25 protein-coding genes are annotated in these 26,912 nt (G+C 59.2%); 14 read left to right on the plus strand and 11 right to left on the minus strand.

What is annotated here, in order from left to right; all coding sequences use genetic code 11:
• Window positions 1–13 precede the first annotated feature (13 nt).
• Complete coding sequence (desA, locus tag CKW14_RS09940; RefSeq protein WP_034151820.1) at window positions 14–1,198, minus strand: delta-9 fatty acid desaturase DesA; 1,185 nt, start codon at window positions 1,196–1,198, stop codon at window positions 14–16.
• A 146-nt stretch (window positions 1,199–1,344) separates the two neighbouring features.
• On the opposite strand from desA, the gene dibA reads away from it, so the two are divergent.
• The 6 genes from dibA (at window position 1,345) to CKW14_RS09970 (ending at window position 7,704) form a co-directional block, all read left to right on the plus strand.
• Window positions 1,345–3,264, plus strand: a complete 1,920-nt coding sequence (gene dibA / locus CKW14_RS09945; protein ID WP_095047052.1) for a phosphodiesterase DibA — start codon at window positions 1,345–1,347, stop codon at window positions 3,262–3,264.
• Window positions 3,265–3,501: 237 nt separating this feature from the next.
• Entirely contained in the window at window positions 3,502–3,684 is a 183-nt protein-coding gene (oscA, locus tag CKW14_RS09950) for a sulfur starvation response protein OscA (protein WP_034151822.1), read from the plus strand.
• A gap of 135 nt (window positions 3,685–3,819) precedes the next feature.
• Complete coding sequence (locus CKW14_RS09955) at window positions 3,820–4,833, plus strand: sulfate ABC transporter substrate-binding protein (protein ID WP_095125239.1); 1,014 nt, start codon at window positions 3,820–3,822, stop codon at window positions 4,831–4,833.
• 173 nt (window positions 4,834–5,006) lie between these two features.
• Window positions 5,007–5,825 carry a sulfate ABC transporter permease subunit CysT gene (gene cysT, locus CKW14_RS09960; RefSeq protein WP_038367238.1) on the plus strand — a complete coding sequence of 273 codons (819 nt, stop codon included), beginning with the start codon at window positions 5,007–5,009 and terminating at the stop codon, window positions 5,823–5,825.
• A gap of 13 nt (window positions 5,826–5,838) precedes the next feature.
• On the plus strand, window positions 5,839–6,711 hold the full coding sequence (cysW, locus tag CKW14_RS09965) for a sulfate ABC transporter permease subunit CysW (RefSeq protein WP_038367233.1): 873 nt from the start codon (window positions 5,839–5,841) through the stop codon (window positions 6,709–6,711).
• A 3-nt stretch (window positions 6,712–6,714) separates the two neighbouring features.
• Window positions 6,715–7,704: a sulfate/molybdate ABC transporter ATP-binding protein gene (locus CKW14_RS09970; RefSeq protein ID WP_034151825.1), complete on the plus strand. Its 990-nt coding sequence runs from the start codon at window positions 6,715–6,717 to the stop codon at window positions 7,702–7,704.
• A gap of 117 nt (window positions 7,705–7,821) precedes the next feature.
• On the opposite strand, the gene CKW14_RS09975 is transcribed toward CKW14_RS09970, so the two are convergent.
• A complete protein-coding gene (locus CKW14_RS09975) occupies window positions 7,822–8,346 on the minus strand; it encodes a DUF962 domain-containing protein (protein WP_095125240.1) in 525 nt (174 codons plus the stop codon).
• 84 nt (window positions 8,347–8,430) lie between these two features.
• On the opposite strand from CKW14_RS09975, the gene CKW14_RS09980 reads away from it, so the two are divergent.
• A complete protein-coding gene (locus CKW14_RS09980; protein ID WP_095125241.1) occupies window positions 8,431–9,108 on the plus strand; it encodes a Crp/Fnr family transcriptional regulator in 678 nt (225 codons plus the stop codon).
• A 125-nt stretch (window positions 9,109–9,233) separates the two neighbouring features.
• Here the strand turns inward: CKW14_RS09980 and uraH are convergent, their stop codons facing one another.
• On the minus strand, window positions 9,234–9,644 hold the full coding sequence (uraH, locus tag CKW14_RS09985; RefSeq protein WP_093440416.1) for a hydroxyisourate hydrolase: 411 nt from the start codon (window positions 9,642–9,644) through the stop codon (window positions 9,234–9,236).
• A 12-nt stretch (window positions 9,645–9,656) separates the two neighbouring features.
• Window positions 9,657–10,142, minus strand: a complete 486-nt coding sequence (locus CKW14_RS09990; RefSeq protein ID WP_095125242.1) for a heme-binding protein — start codon at window positions 10,140–10,142, stop codon at window positions 9,657–9,659.
• Between the two features lie 136 nt (window positions 10,143–10,278).
• Between CKW14_RS09990 and CKW14_RS09995 the strand changes: the two genes are divergently transcribed.
• From CKW14_RS09995 to CKW14_RS10010, 4 genes are all read left to right on the plus strand, one after another.
• The gene (locus CKW14_RS09995; RefSeq protein WP_095125243.1) at window positions 10,279–10,959 is read left to right on the plus strand and encodes a heavy metal response regulator transcription factor; all 681 of its coding nucleotides are present in this window, start codon (window positions 10,279–10,281) and stop codon (window positions 10,957–10,959) included.
• Window positions 10,949–12,337: a heavy metal sensor histidine kinase gene (locus tag CKW14_RS10000; protein WP_095125244.1), complete on the plus strand. Its 1,389-nt coding sequence runs from the start codon at window positions 10,949–10,951 to the stop codon at window positions 12,335–12,337. The genes CKW14_RS09995 and CKW14_RS10000 overlap by 11 nt, the downstream gene beginning before the upstream one ends.
• Window positions 12,338–12,447: 110 nt before the next feature.
• Entirely contained in the window at window positions 12,448–12,696 is a 249-nt protein-coding gene (locus tag CKW14_RS10005) for a helix-turn-helix domain-containing protein (protein WP_095125245.1), read from the plus strand.
• Window positions 12,689–13,912 carry a type II toxin-antitoxin system HipA family toxin gene (locus tag CKW14_RS10010; protein WP_095125246.1) on the plus strand — a complete coding sequence of 408 codons (1,224 nt, stop codon included), beginning with the start codon at window positions 12,689–12,691 and terminating at the stop codon, window positions 13,910–13,912. Before CKW14_RS10005 ends, CKW14_RS10010 begins: the two co-directional genes overlap by 8 nt.
• A gap of 3 nt (window positions 13,913–13,915) precedes the next feature.
• Here the strand turns inward: CKW14_RS10010 and CKW14_RS10015 are convergent, their stop codons facing one another.
• Entirely contained in the window at window positions 13,916–14,920 is a 1,005-nt protein-coding gene (locus CKW14_RS10015; protein WP_095125247.1) for an AraC family transcriptional regulator, read from the minus strand.
• A 100-nt stretch (window positions 14,921–15,020) separates the two neighbouring features.
• Between CKW14_RS10015 and CKW14_RS10020 the strand changes: the two genes are divergently transcribed.
• Complete coding sequence (locus tag CKW14_RS10020) at window positions 15,021–16,091, plus strand: fatty acid desaturase (RefSeq protein WP_095047059.1); 1,071 nt, start codon at window positions 15,021–15,023, stop codon at window positions 16,089–16,091.
• 216 nt (window positions 16,092–16,307) lie between these two features.
• On the opposite strand, the gene CKW14_RS10025 is transcribed toward CKW14_RS10020, so the two are convergent.
• Genes CKW14_RS10025 through CKW14_RS10035 form a run of 3 tightly spaced genes read right to left on the minus strand, consistent with a single transcriptional unit; the run spans window position 16,308 to window position 20,343 of the window.
• Complete coding sequence (locus CKW14_RS10025; RefSeq protein ID WP_095125248.1) at window positions 16,308–17,918, minus strand: arylsulfatase; 1,611 nt, start codon at window positions 17,916–17,918, stop codon at window positions 16,308–16,310.
• A gap of 14 nt (window positions 17,919–17,932) precedes the next feature.
• Window positions 17,933–18,748, minus strand: coding sequence for an ABC transporter ATP-binding protein (locus CKW14_RS10030; RefSeq protein ID WP_038359705.1), 816 nt, complete (start codon window positions 18,746–18,748; stop codon window positions 17,933–17,935).
• Complete coding sequence (locus tag CKW14_RS10035) at window positions 18,745–20,343, minus strand: ABC transporter permease (RefSeq protein WP_095125249.1); 1,599 nt, start codon at window positions 20,341–20,343, stop codon at window positions 18,745–18,747. The genes CKW14_RS10030 and CKW14_RS10035 overlap by 4 nt, the downstream gene beginning before the upstream one ends.
• A gap of 396 nt (window positions 20,344–20,739) precedes the next feature.
• Between CKW14_RS10035 and CKW14_RS10040 the strand changes: the two genes are divergently transcribed.
• Window positions 20,740–21,753: an ABC transporter substrate-binding protein gene (locus CKW14_RS10040; protein ID WP_095125250.1), complete on the plus strand. Its 1,014-nt coding sequence runs from the start codon at window positions 20,740–20,742 to the stop codon at window positions 21,751–21,753.
• 42 nt (window positions 21,754–21,795) lie between these two features.
• On the opposite strand, the gene CKW14_RS10045 is transcribed toward CKW14_RS10040, so the two are convergent.
• Window positions 21,796–22,716: a LysR family transcriptional regulator gene (locus CKW14_RS10045; RefSeq protein WP_093440454.1), complete on the minus strand. Its 921-nt coding sequence runs from the start codon at window positions 22,714–22,716 to the stop codon at window positions 21,796–21,798.
• 183 nt (window positions 22,717–22,899) lie between these two features.
• Between CKW14_RS10045 and CKW14_RS10050 the strand changes: the two genes are divergently transcribed.
• Complete coding sequence (locus CKW14_RS10050; protein ID WP_095125251.1) at window positions 22,900–23,808, plus strand: TauD/TfdA family dioxygenase; 909 nt, start codon at window positions 22,900–22,902, stop codon at window positions 23,806–23,808.
• A 211-nt stretch (window positions 23,809–24,019) separates the two neighbouring features.
• Here CKW14_RS10050 and CKW14_RS10055 read toward each other — a convergent pair whose 3' ends face one another.
• Together CKW14_RS10055 and CKW14_RS10060 are read right to left on the minus strand one after the other, a co-directional pair.
• Window positions 24,020–25,636: an alkaline phosphatase family protein gene (locus tag CKW14_RS10055; RefSeq protein WP_095047064.1), complete on the minus strand. Its 1,617-nt coding sequence runs from the start codon at window positions 25,634–25,636 to the stop codon at window positions 24,020–24,022.
• A 215-nt stretch (window positions 25,637–25,851) separates the two neighbouring features.
• Window positions 25,852–26,796 carry a LysR family transcriptional regulator gene (locus CKW14_RS10060; RefSeq protein WP_095125252.1) on the minus strand — a complete coding sequence of 315 codons (945 nt, stop codon included), beginning with the start codon at window positions 26,794–26,796 and terminating at the stop codon, window positions 25,852–25,854.
• Window positions 26,797–26,912 lie beyond the last annotated feature (116 nt).

Below are 26,912 nucleotides of genomic sequence, written 5' to 3' on the forward strand. Positions count from 1 at the left end.
CCGATCAACGGTCTCAGACCGCTGCAGGACGCAACGAGTAGGTTTTCAACTGATCAGCAAATTCGCGCAGGGACTGGATGCCGCTGGCTTCTGCCTCGTGAATCCACTCTTTGATGGCCGCGAGCATGTCGTGGCCATTTGCGCTGGTCTTGACCCAGATCTGCTGCAGTGCCAAGCGTTTTTCGTAAATTACCTTCAATGCCTGGCTGTGCTCGAGCATGGTCTGGATGCGCAAGTGATGGCGATCTTCCAGCAGGCTAGTCTCCCGCGACAACAAACGCTTGGCGCGGTGGAACTGGTGGCGCACCGAATGATCGACCTTGGCCAGCTCTTGCTTGACCAGCGGGCCGATCACCAATTTGCGGTACTGGGCCATGATCTGAAAGCGGTTGTTGAGGATGGCCATGGCGGTGTCCATGTCCAGATTGCCCTTGCCTTCAACGCGGTGGGCGATCGGCGCCACGCGCTGAACCTTGGCCAGACGCAGGAAGCAGAAGACTTTGATCCACGCCCAACCGAGGTCGAACTCCCACTTCTTCACCGATAGCTTGGCCGAGTTAGGGTAGGTGTGATGGTTGTTGTGCAGTTCTTCGCCGCCGATCAGGATGCCCCAAGGCACCAGATTGGTCGCCGCATCGCGGCATTCGAAGTTGCGATAGCCGACGGCATGGCCCAGGCCATTGATCACGCCAGCGGCCCACACCGGGATCCACATCATCTGGATCGCCCAGATGGTGATGCCGATGGTGCCGAACAGCAGCAGGTCGATAACGCCCATGATCGCCACGCCCAACAGCGGGTAGCGGCTGTAGACGTTGCGTTCGATCCAGTCTTCGGGGCAGTTCTTGCCGTAGATGCGCAGGGTTTCCGGGTTCTGCGCTTCGGCACGATACAGCTCGGCGCCGGTGCGAAGTACGGTGGAAAGGCCTTTGATGACCGGGCTGTGCGGGTCATCTTCGGTTTCGCACTTGGCGTGATGCTTACGGTGGATGGCGGTCCACTCGCGGGTGTTCTGCGCCGTGGTCAGCCACAGCCAGAAACGGAAAAAGTGCTTCAGGCCAGCATTCAGCTCCAGCGAGCGATGGGCCGAGTAACGGTGCAGATAGACCGTGACGGCAACAATCGTCACGTGGGTCATCAGCAGGGTGACCGCGACCAGAGACCAGGCCGACAAGCCAAGAAAACCTTCGTACCACATAGGCTATAGGGCCCTCGATAAAGATAAAAACAGCCGTTGCATTATCACCAAGCACACAGATAAAACCAGTCGCCCTTTCAGATAAGAGTCGCTGGATGTTTCTTGACCTATAATTCCAACCTTTTTGTGGGGACATGGACAGCCGAATGCGTGCCACTTACCGCGATGCTTTGCGTGCAGCGCTGCTCTATCTCGTGCTTGCCGCTGTCTGGCTGCAAGGTACTGATCATTTATTAAACAATTTCTTCGATAACTCCGTCGATCTTGCCCGATGGCAACTGATCAACGGTTACGTTTTAGCGGCGTTCAGCGCCGGGCTGATTTTCCTGGCGCGGGCGCGCTTGTGCGAGTTTCTCGGAATCGGTGCGCGGTTGCGCGAGCGCCACGCCGATCGCGAACGCCTGCGTCAAGCGGCGGCCGTCTTCGATTGCACCCGCGAAGGGGTGTTGGTCAGCAACCACCAAGGGTTGATCGTGCACGTCAATCGCGCGTTCATCGAGATCACCGGTTATCAGCGTGAAGAAGTCCTCGGGCAGCAGCCGAGCCTGTTCAAGTCCGGCCATCATCCGCCGGGTTTCTACCAAGCGATGTTCGCCACCCTGGAGTCGCAGGGCGAGTGGAGCGGCGAGATCTGGAACCGGCGTAAAAGTGGCGAGATTTATCCACAGTGGCAAACCATCCGGGTCATTCACGATGATCAGGGCCGGCTCAGCCATTACGTTGCGGTGTTTTCCGATATCAGCGCCATCAAGGATTCCGAGCATGAACTCAAACACTTGGCGCACCACGATCCACTGACCGATCTGCCCAATCGCCTGCTGTTCAGCGACCGCGCCGAACAGGCGCTGGCTTCGGCGCAGATCCACAAGCGCGGCTGCGCGTTACTGATGCTTGATCTCGATCATTTCAAAATGATCAACGACAGCCTTGGCCATAACGTCGGCGATCGCTTGCTCAAGGCAGTAGCGGCGCGCCTGCAAGAACTGTTTGGCCCCGGTATTACCCTGGCGCGCCTGGGCGGCGACGAGTTCGCGGTGTTGGCAGAGAGTTGTCCACAGCCGGTGCAGGCAGCGGCGCTGGCGCAACGGATTCTCGATGCGCTGAAGGAGCCGTTCAGCATTGATGGCAATCAGTTGTTCATCAACGCCAGTCTCGGCATCAGCCTGTTCCCCAGCGACGCGCTAAGCGCCGAGCAACTGTTGCGCAATGCCGATGCGGCGCTGTTCAAGGCCAAGAGCAGCGGCCGCAACGGTTATGCCTTGTACACCGAAGAACTGACCGCCCACGCCCAGCAACGTGTGGAGATCGCATTCGAGCTGCGCCGGGCGCTGGAGCAGCAGGAACTGCGGGTTTACTACCAACCGGTGCATGACTTGAAAACCAGTCGCTTGATTGGCGTTGAAGCGCTGGTCCGCTGGCAGCATCCGTTGCGTGGTCTGGTGTCGCCGGCGGAGTTCATCCCGATTGCCGAGCGCACCGGGCTGATCGCCGAAATTGACGCGTGGGTTATGCAGCAGGCGTGTCGACAGATGTGCCAGTGGCAGCAGGCCGGGATCGTGCTGTCGTTTGTCGCGGTGAATGTTTCGTCACGATTGTTCGCCCGGCGCGAGTTGTACCAGCAGGTGGCGCAGGTGCTGCACGACACCGGACTGGATCCGGCATATCTGGAGCTGGAAGTCACTGAAAGCGCAGTGATGGATGATCCGGAAGTGGCGCTGGAGCAGATGCACCGTTTGCGCGAGTTGGGTATTCGCCTGGCCATTGATGATTTCGGCACGGGTTACTCGTCACTGCTGCGACTCAAGCGCTTGCCGGTGCAGAAGCTGAAGATCGATCAGGGATTCGTTGCCGGGTTGCCGTGGGATGAGGATGACGTGGCGATTGTCCGGGTGATCATCGCGCTGGCCCGAAGCATGGGCATGCAGGTGCATGCCGAGGGCATCGAGCAGGTTGAGCAGGCGGCGTTTCTGCTTGAGCAGGAGTGTGATCTGGGGCAGGGCTATTGGTTTGGGCGACCGGCTCCGGCGCACGAGATAGATTGGGTGAGAACTCCGGTGATTAGCTAAGACAGGGGCAAACTTGTTCCTGCGCTCAGCAAAGGGGCGCTCTGCGTCGGCCCAAAATCGCAGCGCAGAGCGCCGCCGGCTGCATTCCTTTGCTGCGCGTGGGAACGATCAGTTTTTCAGTTATATAAACATTCTTAAATAGTCTTTTTAAGAATATCCGCGCCTCTCTTATATTGCTCCCACGCCGAACGCAGTGCCGCCCACTGCCAGGCAAATCCCACTCAAAGGAGCAGCACCATGAGCGCATCCCTTCGCAGCGTTGACGGTCAGGACGAAACCACCATCTTGCGTGAAATCCAGAGCGCCCTGCGCGATCTGCGTTTCGGCGCGGTGGAGATCACTGTGCACAACGCCCAGGTTGTACAGATCGAACGCAAAGAGAAATTCCGTTTGCAGCAACCGGGCAAACAACCGGGCTAAAAGATCGCAGCCTGCGGCAGCTCCTACAGGGGGCTGTGCGTAGGAGCTGTCGAAGGCTGCGATCTTTGAACCGACAACACGATTCCCGAAATACATAAGAAAAAGCCACCACCCAGAATTCCAGGAGCTTTCACCATGTCGTCGATTCGCCGTTACGCTTTGGCCGCCCTGGCCAGTGCTGTGTTTGCCGGTTCCGCCGTTGCCAAGGATTACGAACTGCTCAACGTGTCGTATGACCCGACGCGCGAGCTGTATCAGGACTACAACGCTGAATTCATCAAGTTCTGGCAGAAAGATCACGCCGGCGACACCGTGAAAATCCAGCAATCCCACGGTGGTTCGGGCAAGCAGGGCCGTGCGGTGATCGACGGTCTGCGCGCTGACGTCGTGACCCTGGCCTTGGCTGGCGACATCGACGAAATCGCCAAACTCGGCAAGACCCTGCCCGCCGACTGGCAGAAGCGTCTGCCGGAAGCGAGCACGCCGTACACCTCGACCATCGTCTTCCTGGTGCGCAAGGGCAACCCGAAAGGCATCAAGGACTGGGGCGATCTGGTCAAGAACGACGTCTCGGTGATCACCCCGAACCCGAAAACCTCCGGCGGCGCCCGCTGGAGCTTCCTCGCCGCCTGGGCCTACGGCCTGAAAGCCAACGGCGGTGACGAAGCCAAAGCCAAAGAATACGTACAGACCCTGTTCAAGCACGTGCCGATTCTCGACACCGGTGCACGCGGTTCGACCATCACCTTCGTCAACAACGGTCAGGGTGACGTGTTGCTGGCCTGGGAAAACGAAGCATTCCTGGCGCTGAAAGAAGATGGCGGCGCTGACAAGTTCGACATCGTCGTGCCTTCGCTGTCGATCCTCGCCGAGCCGCCAGTGGCCGTGGTCGACAAGAACGCCGAGAAGAAAGGCAACGAGCAGATCGCCGAAGCTTATCTGAAGCACCTGTACAGCCCGGCCGGCCAGGAAATTGCCGCGAAGAACTTCTACCGTCCGCGTGATAAGGACGTTGCTGCCAAGTACGCTCAGCAGTTCCCGAAACTGGAACTGGTGACCATCGACAAGGACTTCGGCGGCTGGAAAACCGCGCAGCCGAAATTCTTCAACGACGGTGGCGTGTTCGACCAAATTTATCAGGCGCAGTAATCTGACTTCGGCCACACATCAAGCCTGAAGCCAGGCGCAGAAAATGTGGGAGCGAGCTTGCTCGCGAAAGCGGAGTGTCAGACGACGTGGAGTTGGCTGATACTCCTTCTTCGCGAGCAAGCTCGCTCCCACATGGGTGCGTTCAGCGGATCGCTTTTTAACCAAGGACTTTTATGTCGCGTCGTATCTCCCCCGTCATACCCGGCTTCGGGCTGACGCTGGGCTACACCTTGGTGTACCTCAGCCTGATTGTGCTTATCCCGCTGGCGGCGATGTTCGTCCACGCCGCGCAACTCACCTGGGATCAGTTCTGGACGATCATCTCCGCACCACGGGTGCTGGCCGCGTTGAAGCTGAGCTTCGGCACCGCGCTGTGTGCCGCGATCATCAACGGCATCATCGGTACGTTGCTGGCGTGGGTGCTGGTGCGCTACACCTTCCCGGGGCGCAAGGTGATCGACGCGATGATCGATCTGCCGTTCGCCCTGCCGACAGCGGTGGCCGGTATCGCGCTGACCGCGTTGTATGCGCCGGCCGGTCTGGTCGGGCAATTCGCCGCTGACCTCGGTTTCAAGATTGCCTATACCCCGCTGGGTATCACGTTGGCGCTGACCTTCGTCACTCTGCCGTTTGTGGTGCGTACCGTGCAGCCGGTGCTGGCCGACATTCCCCGTGAAGTCGAGGAAGCCGCCGCGTGCCTCGGTGCTAAACCCTTGCAGGTGTTCCGCCACATCCTCGTTCCCGCATTGTTGCCCGCTTGGCTGACCGGTTTTGCCCTGGCCTTCGCCCGTGGCGTCGGTGAGTACGGTTCGGTGATTTTCATCGCCGGCAACATGCCGATGAAAACCGAGATCCTGCCGCTGCTGATCATGGTCAAACTCGACCAATACGATTACACCGGCGCTACCGCCATCGGCGTGCTGATGCTGGTGGTTTCCTTCGTCCTGTTGCTGCTGATCAACTTGCTGCAGCGGCGCATCGAAACCCCATAAGGAGGCGCGAACCATGTCCCAATCGTCTATTGCGGCCGCCTCTTCGGCCAACGCTGCACGCCGTGGCAGTGCCACTTCGCGCAGAATCCTGATCGGCCTTGGCTGGCTGGTCTTTTTCCTGTTTCTGTTGCTGCCGTTATTCATCGTGGTATCGCAGGGTTTGAAGAATGGCCTCGGCGCATTTTTCACCGCGATCTTTGAGCCGGATGCGCTTTCGGCGCTGAAACTCACCGTATTCGCCGTGCTGATTTCGGTACCGCTGAACCTGGTGTTCGGGGTCAGCGCCGCGTGGTGCGTGAGTAAATACTCGTTCCGCGGCAAGAGCATGCTGGTGACCCTGATCGACCTGCCGTTCTCGGTGTCGCCGGTGATCGCTGGTCTGGTCTACGTGCTGATGTTCGGCGCGCAGGGTCTGTTCGGGCCGTGGCTGCAGGATCACGACATCCAGATCGTCTTCGCCCTGCCGGGCATCGTACTGGCGACGATTTTCGTCACCGTGCCGTTCGTCGCTCGTGAGCTGATTCCACTGATGCAGGAACAAGGCACGCAGGAAGAGGAGGCCGCGCGTCTGCTAGGTGCCAATGGCTGGCAGATGTTCTGGCATGTCACTGTGCCGAACATCAAGTGGGGCCTGATCTATGGCGTGGTGCTATGTACCGCGCGGGCCATGGGTGAATTCGGTGCGGTGTCGGTGGTCTCCGGGCACATTCGCGGGGTGACCAACACCTTGCCGCTGCACGTCGAGATCCTCTACAACGAATACAACCACGTGGCCGCGTTCGCCGTGGCGAGCCTGTTGCTGATCCTGGCGCTCTTCATCCTGCTGCTCAAGCAGTGGAGCGAAAACCGTATCAACCGCCTGCGCGCCAGCGCCGCGGAGGAATAATTCATGTCGATCGAAGTGCGTAACGTCAGCAAGAATTTCAATGCGTTCAAGGCGCTGGACAACATCAGCCTGGACATCCACAGCGGTGAACTGGTCGCATTGCTCGGCCCGTCGGGCTGCGGCAAAACCACGTTGCTGCGGATTATCGCCGGCTTGGAAACCCCGGATAACGGCAACATTGTCTTCCACGGCGAAGACGTCTCCGGCCACGACGTGCGTGATCGCAACGTCGGTTTCGTGTTCCAGCACTACGCCTTGTTCCGCCACATGACCGTGTTCGATAACGTCGCGTTCGGTTTGCGCATGAAACCGAAAAACCAGCGTCCGAACGAAAGCCAGATCGCGGTCAAGGTGCATGAGCTGCTGAACATGGTGCAGTTGGACTGGCTGTCGGATCGTTATCCGGAGCAGTTGTCCGGCGGTCAGCGTCAGCGTATTGCTTTGGCCCGCGCACTGGCGGTGGAGCCGAAAGTGCTGCTGCTGGATGAGCCGTTCGGCGCCCTCGATGCCAAGGTGCGTAAGGAGCTGCGTCGCTGGCTCGCCCGCCTGCACGAAGACATCAACCTGACCTCGGTATTCGTGACCCACGACCAGGAAGAAGCGATGGAAGTCGCTGACCGCATAGTGGTGATGAACAAGGGTGTGATCGAGCAGATCGGCTCACCGGGCGACGTCTACGAAAACCCGGCCAGCGATTTCGTTTATCACTTCCTCGGCGATTCGAACCGCTTGCTGTTGAGCGACGACAACCACGTGCTGTTCCGCCCGCATGAGGTGTCGCTGTCCAAACATGAGCTGGAAGATCACCACGCTGCTGAGGTGCGTGACATTCGGCCGTTGGGCGCGACCACGCGGGTGACGCTTAAGGTCGAAGGGCAGACGGATCTGATCGAGGCCGAAGTGGTGAAAGACCACGACAGCCTGATCGGCTTGGCCAAGGGTGAAACTCTGTTCTTCAAGCCGAAGGTCTGGCAGAAAGTCGCCAGCCTCTAACTGATCGTTCCCACGCTCTGCGTGGGAATGCATCCCGTGACGCTCCGCGTCACAGTGGACGCGGAGCGTCCATGGCGGCGTTCCCACGCAGAGCGTGGGAACGAGCAGGGTTGAAGTCTAGATTGCCGCACGATTCGGATTAACTCGTACCACCCCCGCCCGCGCCTCGATCTGCTCTTTCAATTCATGCAGCATGCCGAGCATGAACGCCACCTCGGCCACGACAAACAACGGCCCGACAATCAGCCCCGAGACATCATCGACAAACGCCGGTTTGCGCCCTTCATAGTGATGCCCGACAAACTGGATCACCCAGCCGACCACAAACATCGCCAGACCACTGCTCAGCCAGACCAGGGTGCTCTGCTGCGCCAGCACATGCCCGGCCCAGACTGACAGCCCCATCAGCAGCGTCATCAGCACCCCGAACTTCACCTCCAGACGCAGATAAAACCACGCCGAGGCCAGCGCCACGACAACGGCTGGAGATATCCACAAGCCGCCCAGCGACCATTCTGGCCGCGACAACAAAACCGCCACCGCCACCACGATCAGCGGAATGCCGATAAAGTGGCTGGCGATATTACGCGGATCACGGTGGTAGGCGGCGTATTGACTCAGATGGTCGACGAGGCTTTTCATTGTTGTTCCTCCGGTAGGGTTGATCGCATCATCCCTCGGGATCAGGGTTCGCTCTGTCAGGCAGGCGACAATCCAGGAGTGTTTATGCAAACACGTTCACGGCTGATGAGCGGCCAGTGGTTCAGTCATCTGCCGGCGTCCTTTCAGGATAGTCTGTTGGCTACGGCCCGGGAGCGGCGGCTGACGGCAGGGCAGCGGCTGTTCCAGCGCGGTGATCCACCGTGCGGTTTATACGCGGTGCTCGACGGCGCCGTGCGTATAGGCGCGGTGAGCGAGCAGGGCAAAGAGGCGTTGTTGAGTCTGGTCGAGGCGCCGCACTGGTTCGGCGAAATCTGCCTGTTCGATGGCCAGCCGCGCACCCATGACGCCTATGCAGTCGGGCCGTGCACCTTGCTCAATATCCCTCAGGCGACGTTGCTCAAACTGCTCGACGAACACCCGGTGTACTGGCGGCATCTGGCGCTGCTGATGAGCCATAAACTGCGCCTGACCTTCATCAATCTCGAACAACTGAGCCTGCTGCCAGCCCCGGCACGCTTGGCCCATCGCTTGCTGATGATTGCCGAAGGCTACGGCGAGCTCGATGCGCCACGCCGCGTTCTGCAACTGCCGCAGGAGCAGTTGGCATCGATGCTGTCGCTGTCGCGGCAGACCACCAACCAGATCCTCAAGGATTTCCAGGGGCAGGGGATTATCGGACTCGGGTATGGAGAGATCGAAATCCTTGATGCCATGCGATTGCGCGCTCTCGCCACGATCTAGGATCTAACACCGAACCATTGTAGGAGTGAGCCTGCTCGCGATAGCGGTCTGTCAGTCACAGATTGATCAACTGACAGATTGCTGTCGCGGGCAGGCTCACTCCTACAGGGGCATTTGTGTAGGGCTCAGGAACCGCGATAGGTCGAGAAACCGTACGGGCTGAGCAGCAGCGGGATGTGGTAATGCTGATCGGTCTGCTTCACTTCGAAGATCACCGGAATCTCCGGGAAGAACGTGTCGTGCTTGACCTTCTTGAAGTACTCGCCGGTCTTGAATACCACCCGGTATTCACCCGCTTCAAAAGGCTGTTTGGCCGGGAACAATTCGGCAATTCGCCCCTGTTCATTGGTCGTGCCTTGAGCCAGTGGTTGCCAGTTCTGGCCAACGTGTTTCTCCAGTGTCACATTGATACCCGGCGACGGCAGGCCGTTTTCCAGGTTGAGCACGTGCACGCTCAACGGGTTGCCGGCGGCGAGGGCTAGACTTGAAAAAGCGCTCAGGCCGAGCGCGGCGAAGGTCATGCGCAAAGTGCTCATGGATGAATCTCCTTATTGGGAACGGGTAGTGGCCAGACCGGTTTTCTCGGCAGCCTTGATCGCACAGTTTTCGTCTTGCTCGCCGCCGCCGGAACCGGCCACGCCCATGGCGCCCACCAGTTCAGATCCGAGGAACAGCGGAATCCCACCGCCGAGCAAGAGCAACTCGTCGAGGGTGTTGAGGTTGGCGGTTTCCGGATTGCTGCGAGCCCGTTCGGCAAACAACCGGGTCGCTGTTTTGGTCGACAGTGCGGTGTACGCCTTGCGCTGGCTGGCGGCGGTGTTGTGCGGGCCGACACCGTCGCCGCGCAGGGTTACCAGTAGATTGCCGCCACGGTCGAGCACCGACACCGTGCCGGTGCAGTTGACCATGGCGGTGTCGGCGAGCAGCCGTGCGGTTTTCAGGTCGAGATCAGCGTGACGCGGCAGCTCAGGACTGGCGGCAGCGACGCCACTGAGGCCGATCATCAGGCTGGCTACAAAGTATTTGATGGTCATGGACAGGCTCCAAAAGCGAAGGTCGCCACCTTAATCGCCGCTCTTCGTCAGAACCTCGTCAGTCTGATTACAAGTTTGTAATGGGCAACGCCTTCGAAGGCGCCTAGCCTGTGTGCCTGATCAATCGAGGTGTGCCATGCGTTTGCTGGTCGTAGAAGATGAAGCCAAAACCGCGAATTTCCTCGCCAAAGGCCTGGGCGAGTCGGGTTTTGCCGTGGACGTGGCGCTCAATGGCCTCGATGGGCGCTACTTTATCGAGCAACAGGCATATGACCTGATCATCCTCGACGTGATGCTCCCCGGCCTAAATGGCTGGCAGCTGCTGCAACTGATCCGTCAGCGCGGCGCCACACCGGTGTTGTTCCTCACCGCCAAGGACGCCATTGAAGACCGCGTACGCGGCCTCGAACTGGGCGCTGACGATTACTTGCTCAAGCCATTCGCCTTTGCCGAACTGCTCGCGCGGGTACGCACGTTGCTGCGCCGCGGGCCGATGCGCGAAGCCGAGTCCTACAACATTGCCGACCTTGAAATCGATGTATTGCGCCGCCGCGTCAGTCGCGGTGGCCAGCGCATCGCCCTGACCAACAAGGAATTCGCCCTGCTGCAATTGCTCGCCAGCCGTCAGGGTGAAGTGCTGTCGCGCACGCTGATCGCCTCGCAGGTGTGGAACCTGAATTTCGACAGCGACACCAACATGGTCGAAGTCGCGGTGCGGCGTTTGCGTGCGAAAGTCGATGACCCGTACATGCCGAAACTGATTCACACCGTGCGCGGCGTCGGTTATCAACTGGAAGCCCCCGACGATGCGCTCTAGATCGATCGCCTGGCGCCTGGCGCTGGCGTTCGCATTGGTTTGCGCCTTGGTGTTGAGTGCTATCGGTGTGTTTCTCTACCGTTCGCTGGCCTCGGAAATCGCCTACCGCGACGACCTCGCGTTGCTCGGTCGACTGGAGCAAGTGCGCGCGTTGCTCGCTGACAGCGACAGCCTCGATGCCTTGCAGGCGCGGCCACGGCTGTATCAGAACATGCTCGGTAATCTCGACAGCCTGTTGCTGGTGCGCCGCGCCGACGGATCGAGCGTGATCGCGATCAATCCACGGCAACGCGAGTTGCCCGCGCTGAGCGCGATCCCCCGCGAGCAAACGCCGCAGCGCCGTGATGTGTTGACGTGGCAAGCGCCGGACGGTGCCGAACTCGCGCTGTTGTCCGGCGAAGCGCAGGGGCCGAACGGCGAACCGCTGACCGTGATCGCCGGCAAAGTGCTTAGCGAGCGCGAACAGATGCTCGGCAGCTATCGCATGCGCTTGTACCTGTCGGTTGGCCTCGGTGCGTTGCTCGCCTTTGCCTTGGGCTTGCTGTTGCTACGCCGTGGCCTGCGACCGTTGCGGCAGTTGAGCGAAGCGGTACGCGGTATCGATCTGCGTAGCCTCGATCAACGCTTGCCCGCCAACGGCACGCCCGCCGAACTACTTGAGCCGGTGCAGGCGCTCAACGGCATGCTGGCGCGGCTGGACGACAGCGTGCAGCGCCTCTCGCAGTTTTCCGCCGACCTCGCCCACGAGATACGTACGCCGCTGCACACCTTGTTGGCGAGCAACGGTCAGGCGCTGAATCATCCGCGCAGCACCGAGGAGTATCAGGAAGTCCTCGCCTCGAACATGGAAGAGTTCGAACGGCTCAAGCGCATGGCGGAAAACCTGATGTTCCTTGCCCGCGCCGAGCAGGCCGAGCGCGCACTCAATCTGCAAACTCTGGATTTGTGCAGCGTTGGTGGTGAGCTGTGTGATTATTTTGAAGCGTTGGCGGATGACCGCGACCTGCGGCTGGACAATCAACTGCATGGCGAACTGCGTGCCGATCAGCAGTTGCTGCAACGGGCGCTGGGCAACTTGCTGGCCAATGCCGTGCGTCATGCTGACTCCGAAACCGTGATCAGCCTGCGCCGGCGTGACGAGTCGGGCTGGTGCTGGTTACAAGTGCACAACCATGGCCCGGCCATTGCGTCGGAGCATCTGGGCAAACTGTTCGACCGTTTCTATCGCGTCGATCCTGCACGGGCAGAGCCGGGGGATTCCGGTGGGTTGGGGTTGGCGATTGTGCAGTCGATCATGCAGTTGCATGGTGGGCAGGTGCGGGTCAGCAGTGATGCTGACGGCACCGTTTTTGAGTTGGGGTTTATGGTGAGCAATTGAGTAGTTCTTGATCACTTGTAATTAGGCTAATATTGTCGAATGGCCGCATCAAATTCGATGCAAAATAAACAAATATCTTAATTTGCACCGTATTTGATGCAGGAAATCGCATGGAACAGCTTGGCGAATTGATCAAAGCCCTGCGCAAGGCAAACAAAATGACCCAGCAGGCGCTGGCTCAGCAATACGGAATGAGCCGCGCGACGATTTCGGGGATCGAAAACAACACCATTGCCGAAATCGGCCTGCGCAAAGTCGAAGCGATCCTTAACGGGTTTGGCTATGAGCTGACAGCGGTTCCACGTCAGTCTCGCCGCCCGACACTCGATACGCTACAAAAGGTCAACTTCCATGAGTGAGTCGTCGGATCGATTAAACGTCTGTATCGGCGGGCAAGCGGTGGGAACGTTGGCGCGCGGGAAAGATCGAGTCCACAGCGTCTTCAGTTACCGCGAAGAAACCAGTGCTGAAAATGCCGTGTCACTGACAATGCCGTCCCGGCTGGAAAGTTATGGTTGGGAGCATGGCATTCATCCGGTTTTCGAGATGAATCTGCCCGAAGGTGCCCTTCGTGATGAGCTGGTTCGGCGCTTCAGCAAAGCGGTTCGCGGCTTCGATGACTTTGCATTGCTGGCCATTGTCGGCCCCTATCAGCTCGGTCGGTTATCCATTGCCAGCGCATCGTTGACGGATCGCCCGCGTGAAACATCGCTGGCCGATCTGCTAGTGCACGATGGAGCGCAAGGCTTGTTCGAGGATCTGTTGCAAACCTATGGCCAGTATTCCGGAGTGTCTGGGGTGCAGCCCAAAGTGCTGGTGCGTGACAGTGCGGCTGCGATTGATCGTCTGACTCATCGCGGATCCACTCACTTGGTTAAAGCTTTTCGCGCCGATGAATATCCGCAGCTGGCAACCAACGAGTACTTTTGCATGCGTGCCGCGCAACACTGCGGGCTAGAAGTACCGAAGTTCGAGCTCAGCGAACATGGCAAGTTTCTGGTTATCGAGCGCTTTGATTTGAGCGCTTCGGGCTACCTGGGTTTTGAGGACTTTTGCGTGCTCAACGGTTGGCCGTCGAAAGCCAAATACGATGGTTCTTACGAAGGCGCAGCCCGGCAGATCAAAGCGTTTGTTTCACCCGCGCTGCTCAATCATGCGCTCGAAGCATTTTTCAAAATTGTGGCGTTGTCTGCAGGCCTGAAAAACGGCGACGCGCATTTAAAAAACTTCGGCGTGCTTTACGAAAGCTGCGGCGAGGAATCGTCAATCAGACTCGCGCCCGCATACGACATCATCACCACATCGGTCTACATAAAGAACGACAGTATGGCGTTGCTCTTGGGTGGCTCGAAGGCTTGGCCCAAGCACAAAATGCTGATGCGGTTCGGTCGTACGGCCTGCAATCTGACGGAGGCGCGTTGTAATCAATTACTGCAGCAAGTCGCTAACGGTATGCAGGTGGCAATGGGCGAAATGGCGGAGTACGGCGCCAGTCATCCGGCGTTCGCCGCAATGGGTGCTGCGATGATCGAACAATGGTCATCCGGTATGGAACGCAGTCTGGCTAAAGGCTGACGATCAGCGCAACCCATCACGAAACTGCCCCGGCGTCAGCCCCGTCCAGCGTTTGAACGCGCGGCTGAAACTGCTGGTGTCGGCGAACCCGAGCAAATAACTCACCTCACTCAACGAGCACTGCGGATCGCGCAGGTGCAGCAGCGCCAGATTCTCACGGCTCTCATTGAGCAATGTGTCGAAGCGACAACCCTCATCCGCCAAGTGCCTTTGCAGGCTGCGCAAACTCAGGTGCAAGGCCTGGGCAATGCGCTCTGCACTTGGTTCACCTTCCGGTAATTGTTCTTCAATCGCATCGCGCACTTTGCGTTCCCAGGTCAGCGGCTGGAGCTGGGCCATGGTGCGTTTGAGCACCGCTTCATTGTGCTCGGCGAGTTCCGGATTGGCGTCGTCGAGGTGGCTGTCGAAGTCGGCGAGGGCGAACTCCAGGCGATCCTCGAGGCAGCCGAAATGCACCGGAGCGCGAAAGACTTTGTGCCATTGGTGCGCATCGCTCGGTTCCGGGCGGCGCAGGTACACAGCCAACGGTGCGTAATCACGGCCAAGGCGATTACGGCAGGTGCGCACGTAGATCGCGGTGAAGGCGTCGATGGCTTCGAAGGCTGGCGCGGGATTGCCTGACGGAATTTTCAGACGAAATTGATAGCGGTCGTCGCCACGACTCAGCTCCAGTTCCAGCGCATCGCTGACCACCGGGTGATAGCGCACGATGCGTTCGAACACTTCACGCAGGCTACCGCTGGCCACCAGTGCATAACCGAGCGCGTGGAACGTAGTTGGACTGACGAAGCGTGACACGCGCAAGCCAATCGCCGGGTCGCCGCTGACCTGCACGGCAATTTCCCACAGGCGCGTGGTGCCGGACAGTGGATAGCGCGCGTTGGGATCATCCATCAAGCTCGGATCGAGCCCGGCCTGTTGACACAGGGCAATGCTGTCCAGCCCCAACGCATCGAGTTGCTTGCGCAAGGCACGGGTCCAGCTGGCGAGGGAGGTCGGTTCCTTCATGCTGATTGGCGCTTCCGGTCAACAGGTTGGCGTTCTCGGCTACCGCAATTGAAGCGTTGGCGAGGCACGATGTGAACATCATAAACCCGAGGATGGAAGCATGGACGGTACTTCTGCAAGTCCCCAACGACACAATGCGGCCCAGCGATCAGCGCATATTCGCCAAGTGGTGCTGGCCAAAGGCGTCGAACTGCGCGAACGCTACCCGATTCTCAAGCATCAGGATGCGCTGGGCGCGGGGATTCTGGCCTTTGCCCTGATCGGGATGATCGGTTCGGCGGCGCTGTACATCACCGGCCATATGGCGTGGTGGGTGTGCTTGTTGCTCAACGCGTTTTTTGCTTCGTTGACCCATGAGCTGGAACACGACCTGATCCACAGCATGTATTTCCGCAAGCAACGCGTGCCGCACAATTTGATGATGGGGTTGGTGTGGCTGGCGCGACCGAGCACGATCAATCCGTGGATTCGTCGCCATCTGCACCTCAATCACCACAAGGTCTCCGGCACTGAAACCGACATGGAAGAGCGCGCGATCACCAACGGCGAACCGTGGGGTTTTGCACGTTTGCTGATGGTTGGCGACAACGTGATGTCGGCGTTCATCCGCATGCTGCGAGCCAAAACCTGGGCGCACAAGTTCAGCATCATCAAGCGCACGCTCAAGGTCTACGCGCCGCTGGCGCTGGTGCATTGGGGCGCGTGGTATGTGTTTCTCGGTTTTCATGCGGCCAATGGCATTGCGTATCTGCTGGGCGCGCCGATTGAATGGTCAGCGACGACGTTATCGGTGATGCAGGTAATCGATATCGCCGCCGTGGTGATCATCGGCCCGAACGTGTTGCGCACCTTTTGCCTGCACTTCATCAGCTCGAACATGCATTACTACGGCGATGTCGAGTTGGGTAATGTGTTGCAGCAGTGTCAGGTATTGAACCCTTGGTGGTTGTGGCCGTTGCAGGCGTTCTGCTTCAACTTTGGCAGCAGTCACGGGATTCATCATTTTGTCGTGAAGGAGCCGTTTTATATTCGCCAAATGACGGTACCGGTGGCGCATAAGGTGATGCGTGAGATGGGTGTGCGGTTCAATGATTTCGGCACGTTTGGGCGGGCGAACCGGTTTGTTCGTCGGGATGAAGTTGCGGTGTCTGGTGAGGCGGTGGAGGCCTGACAGAAGGCGCCCTCACCCTAGCCCTCCCGAAACGTCGGACCGCCCAGAGGGAGAGGGGACCGATTGGGGGATATTGGGGAAGTACGCCGACCTGAATGTTCCTCAGTGAATCCATAATCGACCCGATTTTTCAGGTCGATGTATAGCGAAAGACACCTCGGTCGGCCCCCTCTCCCTCCGGGAGAGGGCTGGGGTGAGGGGCTTTTGATCTTCGCCTCAATCCGGCTGAAACGGCGACTCACTGAGAATCACCCCGGTCTCCTCGACATACTGCTGCCAATGCCCGATCAACGCGCTGAGCTTCTCCGGCCGACTCAACGCCAGATCATGAATTTCCCCCGGATCACTGCTCAAATCATAAAGCTGCCAGGTCGCCGGCCCGACCGGCCCGGGGATCCACACCGCTTTCCACGACCCCTGGCGAATCGCCCGACGCCCGAACAATTCCCACCCCGTCACCGTGTGCTCGTCATGCACCTGCGCAGTCTCACCCGACAAGAACCCCAGCCACGATTTGCCACGTAACGGTGCGACCGGTTTTCCGTGCCACAACTTGCCCGGATGCCGCACACCCGCCAGATCGAGAATCGTCGGTGTGACGTCCATCACCGTGCCGAAACCATGGCTGATCTGCCCTTTGATCGCCAATTGCGGATAGTGCAACAGCGCCGGCACGCGAATCCCGCCTTCAGTGGTAAACGCCTTGAACAACCGTGACGGTGCGGTCGCCACCTGTGCCCAGTTCGGCCCGTACCAGACATAGGAGTTAGCCCGGCCAATGTTGTCGAGGCTGTTGTCGTAATGCTGGCTGAGGTACGTCACCAGTTCCGGACCGAATTTGGGGAACGCTTCCAGCAGTGCACCTTCGGCACCGTTGTCGGACATGAACAGGATGAACGTGTTGTCGAGCTGCCCCTGCTGGCGCAGATAATCGACAACCCGACCGATGTTCCAGTCCATGCGCTCGACCATCGCCGCGTAGACTTCCATGGCCCGTGCGGAAATCTGTTTTTGCTCATCGCTCAACGCGTCCCACTGCTGGGTCAACTGAATCAGTGGATGCGGCTCGACGTCTGGTTCGATCAGGCCGAGGGCTTTGAGTTTTTCCAGGCGTTCCAGGCGCAGCACTTCAGGGCCGGCGTCATAGCGGCCACGGTATTTCTCGACGATGTCGGCGGGCGCCTGCAGCGGCCAGTGCGGCGCGGAGAACGGCAAATAGGCGAAGAACGGCCGGGTCTGGTCACGCTCCTTGAGGTACTGCAGCAACTTGTCGCCGAAGGCATCGGAGGAATAGAAATCCTTCGGCAATTCGTCGAGAAACGTGTCGTCCTCGATGTACAGCGCCGGAGTGGATTTCAGCAGGCCGGGTGTTTGCTCATCGTAGGTTGGCTCGAAACCGTAATGGTTGGCCGCGCCCGGCAGCAGCGAAAACGAACGCTCGAAACCTCGCGCATGCGGCGCCAATTCAGCCTTCAAACCGAGGTGCCATTTGCCGCTCATCAATGTTTGATAACCGGCCTCGCGCAGCAACTCCGGCAGCGCCACCACCCGATCGTTGAGATAGCCCTCATAACCCGGTTTACCGATCAGTTCCGGCGTCAGCGTTTCGGCCATGGTGCCGATCCCTGCGATGTGGTGGTCGGTGCCGGTCAGCAACATCGAACGCGTTGGCGAACAGGTCGGCGCAGTATGAAAATCGGTCAGGCGCAGGCCATTGTTGGCCAGGGCATCAAGGTGCGGCGTGGCGATTTCGCCGCCGAACGCACCGATGTCGGAGAAGCCTAAATCGTCGGCCAGAATTACCAGAAAGTTGGGACGTTGCGGCATCGCAAAACTCCTGTTCAGCAGGCAATGAACGTCAGCGGCAGATCGCGGATCTGCACCGGCACGCTCGGTTGGTAATGGTCGTCACTGGTCAGCTCGTGCAGCAGCTCTTCACGCAACTGATGGAAGTCGAAACTGCTGCGCTGGCGCGGATGGGGCAGGGCGATGTCGACCACCTGCTTGATCCGTCCCGGACGCGGCTCCATCACCACCACGCGGTCGGCGAGGAAGATCGCTTCTTCGACGTCATGGGTGACGAGGATCGTGGTGATTTTTGCGCGCTCGCGAATCGCCAACAGCTCGTCCTGCATCTGCTGGCGGGTCAGTGCATCAAGGGCACCGAAGGGTTCGTCGAGTAGCAGAATGCGCGGGCTGGCGACGAGGCCGCGAGCAATCGCCACACGCTGGGCCATGCCGCCGGAGAGCTGGTGCGGATAGGCGCGAGTGAAATCGCGCAGGCCGACCAGATCGATGAAGTCATTGATCCGTTGTTGCTTCTGCGCAGCGCTCAGCGGCTCGTTGACCAGACCCAGACCGATGTTGTCGGCGACGGTCAGCCACGGGAATAAACGGTGTTCCTGAAAGACAATGCCACGTTCGCCGCCGATGCCGCTGACGGCTTTGCCATCCACGGTAATCTGCCCGCGAAACTGCGTATCAAGGCCCACCAACAAGCGCAGCAAGGTCGATTTGCCACAGCCGCTGGAGCCGACAATGGCGACGAATTCGCCCTCGGCAATGTCGAGGTTGAATTCGCGAATCGCCTCCAGTTCGAAACCGTCGACGTCGAAGGATTTGCCTACGTGATTGAAGCTGACAATCGGTGCGTTCATGCGTGTCTCCAGCGGGTCGCGCGAATTTCCAGGCGTTGGCCAATGAGGTTGAGCAGGGCGCCGGTGAGACCGACGAAAAGCATGCCGGCCATGATCAGGTCCATGCGCAGCAGTTGTTGTGCGCCAATCATCTGGCTGCCGATGCCGCCATTGGACGGCATGAAATATTCGGCGCCGATGGTGCCGAGCCAGGCGTAGATCAGGCTCAGTCTGAGCCCGGCGAAAATCCCCGATGCGGCGCCCGGCAGTACCAGTCGACGCAGACGCTGGCCGAGGCTCAGGCGCAGCACTTGTGCGGCTTCGTTGAGTTGCGGTGAGAGATTGGCGACGCTGCGTTGCGTGGCGATAAACAGCGGGAAGAAGGCGGCAAGGGCGACGAACACCCACTTGGCCAATTCGCCGAGACCGAACCATGCGGTGAGCAGCGGCACCCAGGCGAAAATAGCGATCTGGCGGATGGCCGCGAGGGTCGGGCCGAGCAGGCGTTCGCTGATGTTCGACAGACCCAGCAGCAGGCCCAAGGCAAATCCGAGACCGCCGCCGAGCAACAGGCCACCGAGTGTGCGGCCGAGACTGAGGGCCATGCCGCTGATCAACGTGCCGTCGAGCACGCCAGCCCAAGCCGTGCTCAAAACGGCCAATGGGCTGACCAGAATATTGGCGTCGACCCACTGTTGGTCACTTGCCAATTGCCACAGTGCCAACAAGCCCAGCGGTAGCAGCCACGGTTGCAGCCGCTGCCAGCCGTCATAACGCGGGCCGCGACGAATTTCGGCGGTGGCCGGATGCGGCCAGTGCACCAGTTTCTTGTCCAGCAGACCGATGCCGCGATCCATCGCCACGCCGATCAAACCGATGACGACGATGCAGACGAAAACGATGTCGAGCATGAACAGTTGTCGCGCCCAGACCATCAGGTAGCCGATGCCTTCACTGGAAGCCAGCAGTTCGACGGCCAGCAACGACGTCCAGCCGGCGGCCAGCGCCAGGCGCACGCCAGCCATGAACGCGGGGAGGGCGGCGGGCAATACCAGGCGCCGAATCAGCAGGCGTGGTGGCAGGCGCAGAACAGCGGCGGCTTCACGCAATTTCGGCTGGGCATCTCTTACGCCGACCAATGTGTGCAGGGTCACCGGCACCACGATCGCTTTGATCAGCACCACCAGTTTCAGCACTTCGCCGATGCCGAAAAACACCATGAACAATGGAATCCACGCCAGCGTCGGTATTTGCGACAGGCCGGCGAAGGTCGGGAAGATCAAACGTTCAAGACGCTGACTGAAGCCCAGTGCTGCGCCGAGCAATGCACCGGCCGAAACCCCGGCAAGCAGGCCCCAGAACAAACGCTGCAGGCTGATCCACAAATGGCTCCATAACTCGCCTTGAGACAGCTCGACAGCGCTGTTCCAGACCAGCGACGGCGCCGGCAAGATCTGCTCGCTCATCCATTCATTGCGTGCGGCCAGCCACCATAGGGCGAACAAGCTGAGCGGCAGCAGCCATGGCAACAGGCGCTGGTTCAGGCTGGGCCAGGTACGGCGGCTTTTCAGCGGCGGCGCGGGGAGTGGAAGACTGAGCAAGGATTGGCGGGCCATGGGTGACCTCCGTTGTCGGGTTGGCTCAAGATCAAGATCAAAAGATCGCAGCCTTCGGCAGCTCCCACGGGGGAATGCGTCCTTGAATTGACCCCTGTAGGAGCTGCCGAAGGCTGCGATCTCTTGCGGTATTAACTAAGAGCTAATGGTTATAAATAATCTTCAATAAGTTGTTTTTAGAGATAAGCAGCGCCATTTAAGGCCTCCAGCCCACACGCATCCAATGCATTCGAAGAATATTTTCGATGCTGTTAATGCATACGCCGCTGCGAGCCCCGGCGCTGCTCGCTTAGCGCTAAAAGCTATAAAAATGTGCATTTATAGTATTTAAGCGTAGGTAGTCATTCGGCCTACTTTCGGCTCCTCAACGCCCGTCGTGATCAAGGAGCAGCACCCATGAACCTCCCCTTCAAACGTGTTTTCAGTCTGTTTGCCGTTCCTGCTCTGGTGGGCCTGCTGGCGTTTACCGCGCATGCCGACGAACTCAAGGAAATCAGAATCGCCGTGCCCGACCTGAGCGCGGGGACTCAACACAGTGGCGGCGGTGTGGTCGACGTGCTGCGTGATCAGCAGATCTTCGAAAAGGCCTTTGCCGATCAGGGCATCAAGATTCAGTGGAGTTTCTTCAAAGGTGCGGGACCGGTGATCAATGAGGCGTTTGCCAACGGTCAGGTTGATCTGGCGTATCTCGGCGATCTGGCGGCAATCATCGGCAAGTCCAATGGCCTGGATACTCGCTTGCTCAGCGCCAGTGCGCGTGGGGTGAAGCAGTATTTGGGGGTGGTACCGGGTTCGAGGATCAAGACTTTGCAGGATCTCAAGGGCAAGCGCGTGGCGATCTTCCGTGGCACCGCGACGCAGTTGTCGTTTGATGCGGCGCTGGCAAGCCAGGGCCTGAGCGAGAAGGATCTGAAAGTCATCAATCTGGATTTCAATGCAGCGGTCGCGGCGTTGGCAGCCAAGCAGATCGATGCGTCATGGGGCAGCTCCGGGTTGACCGCATTGCAGGCCAAGGGGCTGGCCGAGTTGCCGCTGAACACCAAGGATCTCGGTGGCGCAGGCAGCGTGCAGTCGGTATTGGTCGGCACGGGCAAGTTTGTCGACGCGCACCCGGAGGCGGTGGCCAAGTTGCTCAAGGCGCAACAACAGGCCGTGGAGTGGCTGACGCAGGACGGCAACAAGGCCGCTTACGTGCAACTGGTCTCGGGTTTGGCCAGCTATCCGCCGGTGATCCTGACCCAGGATCTGCAGGATCAGAGGTTGAGCGAAGTGTTCCCGTCGACGCTGGATCCGGTGTTCCTTGGCAGCCTGCAGGACAAAGTGGATCTGGCGGCGCAGCAGAAGCTGATTCGCAAGCCGTTCAAGGTGAATGATTGGGTGGCGCCTGAGCTGGCAGCGGCCAAGCTCTAACGTACACCGATCGTTCCCACGCAGAGCGTGGGAACGATCCCCTTAAACAGCGACGCTGATTTCCTGCCGATCCACCGCCACCAATGTCTCGATCATCGCCCGTGCCGCCGGCGACAGGCGAAACCCGGTACGACTGACAATCCCGCAACGCGCATTCATGCTCTCCAGGTTCTGCGGCAAATTACGCCAGTGCAGCAACACCAGCGAACCCTTGGCAATGTCCTCGACAAACGCCTCTTCCGTACCGACGCCAATCGCATTCGATTGCAGCACCACCTTCACCAGCGCCGGAAAATGCTCGGTCTCGATGGTCGGGGAAAAATCGATGCGGCCGCTGAGGTTCGCCAATAATTTGCGAATCCCCGGCGGGATCAGCGTGGTCGCCAGCGGATAGTCGAACATGTCGTTGGTCGACAGGCTTTCCTTGGCCAGCAACGGGTGTCCCGGGCGGCAGAAAAATACCCCGCGTTTGGGTGTCAGTGCCTGGGTCTGGAAGTTCGGATCGGACTCGAAATGGCGAATGTCGGCGATAAAGAATTCGATCTCTTCACGGCTCAACGCGCGGCTGAGTTTTTCCCAGTTATCCACCTGAAAACAGGTGCGCACTTTCGGGTGCGCGTTGATGAATTGCGCCACGGCGTCCGGCACCAGTTTCACTGCTGGCGCCGGGCCGCAACCGAAGTGCACTTCACCGGCATCGAGCTTGGTCATCTGCGTCACTTCGGCACTGAGCAGCGCCGCGCCTTGCACCAAGCTCAGGGCGTGTTGCAGCACCACTTGGCCCTCGGGTGTAGGGCGCAAATCCTTGTTGCCGCGATCCACCAGCACGCAGCCGAACTCCTGCTCGAGCCCTTGAATACTGCGGCTGAACGCCGGTTGAGTGATGCCCATCGCGTCGGCCGCGCGGACAAAACTGCGGTGTTCGTTGAGGGCGATGAAGTAACGCAACTGGCGAAGATCCATATGCTTTTCCGGCATCCTAAAAATAGCTCGAAGGCATTTGCGACGAGGGTTGCTAGAGGTTTTAAATGCAAGCTCTTATTCCGTCAACGAAGCATGTGAATATCTATTAGATGTAAATGGAATATAGATAGAGCGTTGTTTCGCTGCCGTTAAAAACCGTAAGCAGTCGATGAGGGTCTACCCATGAGCAATGCCGCACTCGCAGTAAAACCCGCTGTCCACGCGCTGGAGATTCATCCGGTCGCCGGTCGTATCGGCGCCGAGATCCGTGGCGTGCACCTGTCCGGTGAGCTGGGCGCCGCCACCGTCGAAGCCATTCAACAGGCGCTGGTTCAGTACAAAGTCGTGTTCTTCCGTGAGCAGACCCAACTCGATGATCAGCGTCAGGAAGCCTTCGCCCATTTGCTCGGCGAGCCGGTGGCGCACCCTACCGTGCCGTCGCGCGAAGGCACGCGTTATCTGCTGGAGCTGGACGGTGCCGAGGGCCAGCGCGCCAACTCCTGGCACACCGACGTGACTTTCGTCGATGCCTACCCGAAAGCCTCGATCCTGCGCTCGGTCGTCGCGCCGGCATTCGGCGGCGACACCCTGTGGGCCAACACCGCGACGGCGTACAACGGCTTGCCGACCGAACTGCGTGAACTGGCCGACAAACTGGTCGCCGTGCACAGCAACGAATATGACTACGCCAGCGCCAAGCCGGACGTCTCGGCGGAGAAGCTTGAGCGCTATCGCAAGGTCTTCACGTCGACCGTTTACGAGACTGAGCATCCGGTGGTGCGCGTGCACCCGATCAGCGGTGAGAAGAGCTTGCTGCTGGGGCATTTCGTCAAACGCATCAAGGGTTACTCGCAAGCGGATTCGGCGCATCTGTTCGGGCTGTTGCAGAGCCATGTGATTCGCCAGGAAAACATCGTGCGCTGGCGCTGGAAGGCCGGTGATGTGGCGATCTGGGATAACCGCTCGACGCAGCATTATGCGATTGATGATTACGGCACGCAGGATCGGGTGGTGCGTCGGGTGACGTTGAAGGGTGAAGTGCCGGTGGGCGCTAGCGGGCAGCGCAGTCAGACCATCAAGGGTCGTGATTAAAGATCAAAAGCCCCTCATCGGAACGCCGCCCGCCCAGCCCTCTCCCCGAGGGAGAGGGAGCCGACCGAGTTGTCTCGCGTTATGCATCGACCTGAAAGACCCTATCGATTATGGATTCGATGAAGCTGGATCAGGTCGGTGTACCTCTGAAATATCCCCCATTCAGTCCCCTCTCCCTCTGGGAGAGGGTTAGGGTGAGGGGCTCTTCCCGCTACCAGACACCAATCTGAACAACCTTCTCCGACTCCGGCTCACCATAACGAAACCGCTGCCCGCGCAAATCAATTTCCTGATGACTGATGGTCGTGCGCCGCTTCAACCCCCGCACCCACTCAAACAAATACCCTGCATGCTCCTCGCGCACCGCCGCATACGCCGGATCCTCGCCCAAATCCCGCAACTCCTGCGGATCATTCAACAGATCAAACAGCTGCGGCCGAAAGCCGTCGTACGCCAGGTATTTCCAGCGCTCGCTGCGCACCATGGTCATCCGGCAACGATCGATCGGCTGGCCCAGACGCTCCCGCGCCGGCGCCTGGAAGGCATAGTCGTATTCGCTGATTGCATAGCGGCGCCAGTGCGGATTTTCGCCGTGCAGAAGCGGGATTAACGAACGCCCTTCAAGCCGATGCTCCGCCCCCGGCAATCCCAGTGCTTCAAGAAAGGTCGGCAATGCATCGATGGTTTCCGCCAGTCGATCTTCCACCGTGCCGCGCGTGACATCCGCCGCCGCCCGAGGATCACGCACGATCAACGGCACGCCCACCGCCTGCTCCAGCAAAAACTCCTTCTCGCCCAACCAGTGATCACCGAGAAAGTCGCCGTGATCGCTGGTGAACACGATCAATGTGTCATCCCAGCGACCGTTGCTCTGCAAAAAGTCGAACAGCCGTCCGAGTTGATCATCCACCTGCTTGATCAGACCCATGTACGTAGGGATTACAGTCAATCGTACTGAATCGCGGGAAAAGTTGAGGCTTTCCTCATGCTGGCGAAAGGCAGTGTATACGGGGTGTTTGCTGGCTTCGGAGGGTGTCGCGCGGATCGCTTCGAGAATCGATTTCGTACTGTACAAAGCGTGGTACGGTGCTGGTACGATGTAGGGCCAGTGCGGTTTGATATAGGAAAGGTGTAAACACCACGATTTCTCGCCTTGCTCGGTGATGAAGTCGATGGCTCGATTTGTAGTGTAGACAGTCTCTGAGTGTTGCTCGGGAATTCGTGCTGGCAAATTCGAATGACGCATTTGCCAGCCGCTGAGGATTTCACCGTGCTCGCCTTCGGCGGCGTTGGCCCAGTCGTGCCAGGGGTTTTTGCCGTCGAAACCCTGCTCGCGCAGGTAATGGGTGTAGGGCGCGGATTCGCGTTTGTCGTCGAACAGCGGGTCGTCGGGGTAGATGCCGTCGTGGCGCATGTAAGGTTCGAAACCGACTTCGTTGAGGATTTCGGCCTGTTCGCTTTCGGGATTGATTGCCAGGCGTTGCAAGGCATCGACATTCGCCGTGGCGTGGGTCTTGCCGACCAGCGCAGTACGAATGCCGTGCGGGCGCAGGTAATCGCCGATGGTCAGTTCTTCCAGCGGCAACGGCACGGCGTTCCACGCCACTTGATGGCTGCTGACATAGCGTCCGGTGTAGGCCGACATCCGCGACGGGCCGCAAATCGTGCCTTGGGTGTAGGCGCGGCTGAAACGCACGCCGGCAGCGGCGAGGCGATCGATATTCGGTGTGTGCAGATGCGGATGGCCGTAGCAGGACAGGTAATCGCGGCGCAGTTGATCGCACATGATGTACAGCACGTTGTGCACGGTGTTTGGCGGGGTGGGCATGGGGTTCACTGGTCAATGGGACAGGCGAGGGTTTTCGCTTTCGGTGGGGGTGTTCGGCAAGTGCATTTGGGGAATGGGTTTTATGCAGGAAATGCATCGGCGCCTGCACTGCCGCTATCGCTGGCAAGCCAGCTCCCACAAGTATTAGGGGTGTTCACATGGTTTGTGCTCGGCGCGAATCATGTGGGAGCTGGCTTGCCAGCGATAGCGCTGGATCAGACAGCGAGATTCTGCAGCGAGCAAACCTCCTCATCCTGCTGATCAATCTCTTTTATCTGCTCGATCATTGCCTCGGCCAACGGCGACAACCGATACCCCGCGCGGCTGACAATCCCATAGCGGGTGTACAACTCCTCAAGATCATCCGCCAACCCTTCAATGCGCAAACACACCAACTCTCCCTTGGCTTGATGCAGCGCATCGGAATATGCCCCGACAATGCCGATCGCCTCCGAACGCAGCACCACACTGAGCAGACTCGAACTGTTTTCACATTCGACATTCGGGGTGAAATCCGGCCGCCCACTGAGGTCAACGATGACCTTGCGCAAGTTCGGCGGACGAATGCTCACCGCCAGCGGATAGCTCATCAATTGCTCTGCGCTGACCTTATCGAAACCCGCCAGCGGATGCCCCGCACGGCAACAGAAATGCCATTTACGCGGCCGTAACCGGTGCGTCAGATAATCCGGATCCGCCTCGAAGTAGCGTGTGTCAGCGACAAAGAATTCGAACTCCTCGCTCATCAGTCGCTTGCTCAGACTCTGCCAGTCATCGACCTGAAACTGCACCCGCGCTTTCGGATAGCGGCCGATGAAGCTGCCAATCGCCCGAGGGATCAAACCCGCCGCCGGCGCCGGCCCACAACCGAAGCGTAATTCCCCCGCTTCCAGCCCATTGAACTGACTGATCTCGTTGGCCATCTGCTGCGCGCCACTGACCAGTCGCCGCGCGTGTTCGAGCAATACCTGGCCCTGTTTGGTCGGCGGCAATTCCTTGCGTCCGCGATCGACCAACTGACAGCCAACGCCGTGCTCGAGTGCCTGAATGCTGCGGCTGAACGCCGACTGCGACAGGTTCACCGCCTGCGCGCCAGCCACAAAGCTGCGTTGTTCAGCCAAGGCGATGAAGTGACGAAGTTGACGCAAGTCGATATGCATTTTTCACATAAAAAATATCCGGGAAATGCATTGGATATGCATTAGGTCGACTCCTTATAAAGGCAATCTCTTATGCAGTAAATATCTGTAAATACATAAATAAATAACTTAAAAGA

This window comes from Pseudomonas sp. Irchel s3a12 (genome assembly GCF_900187485.1).
Lineage (GTDB): Bacteria > Pseudomonadota > Gammaproteobacteria > Pseudomonadales > Pseudomonadaceae > Aquipseudomonas > Aquipseudomonas neuropathica.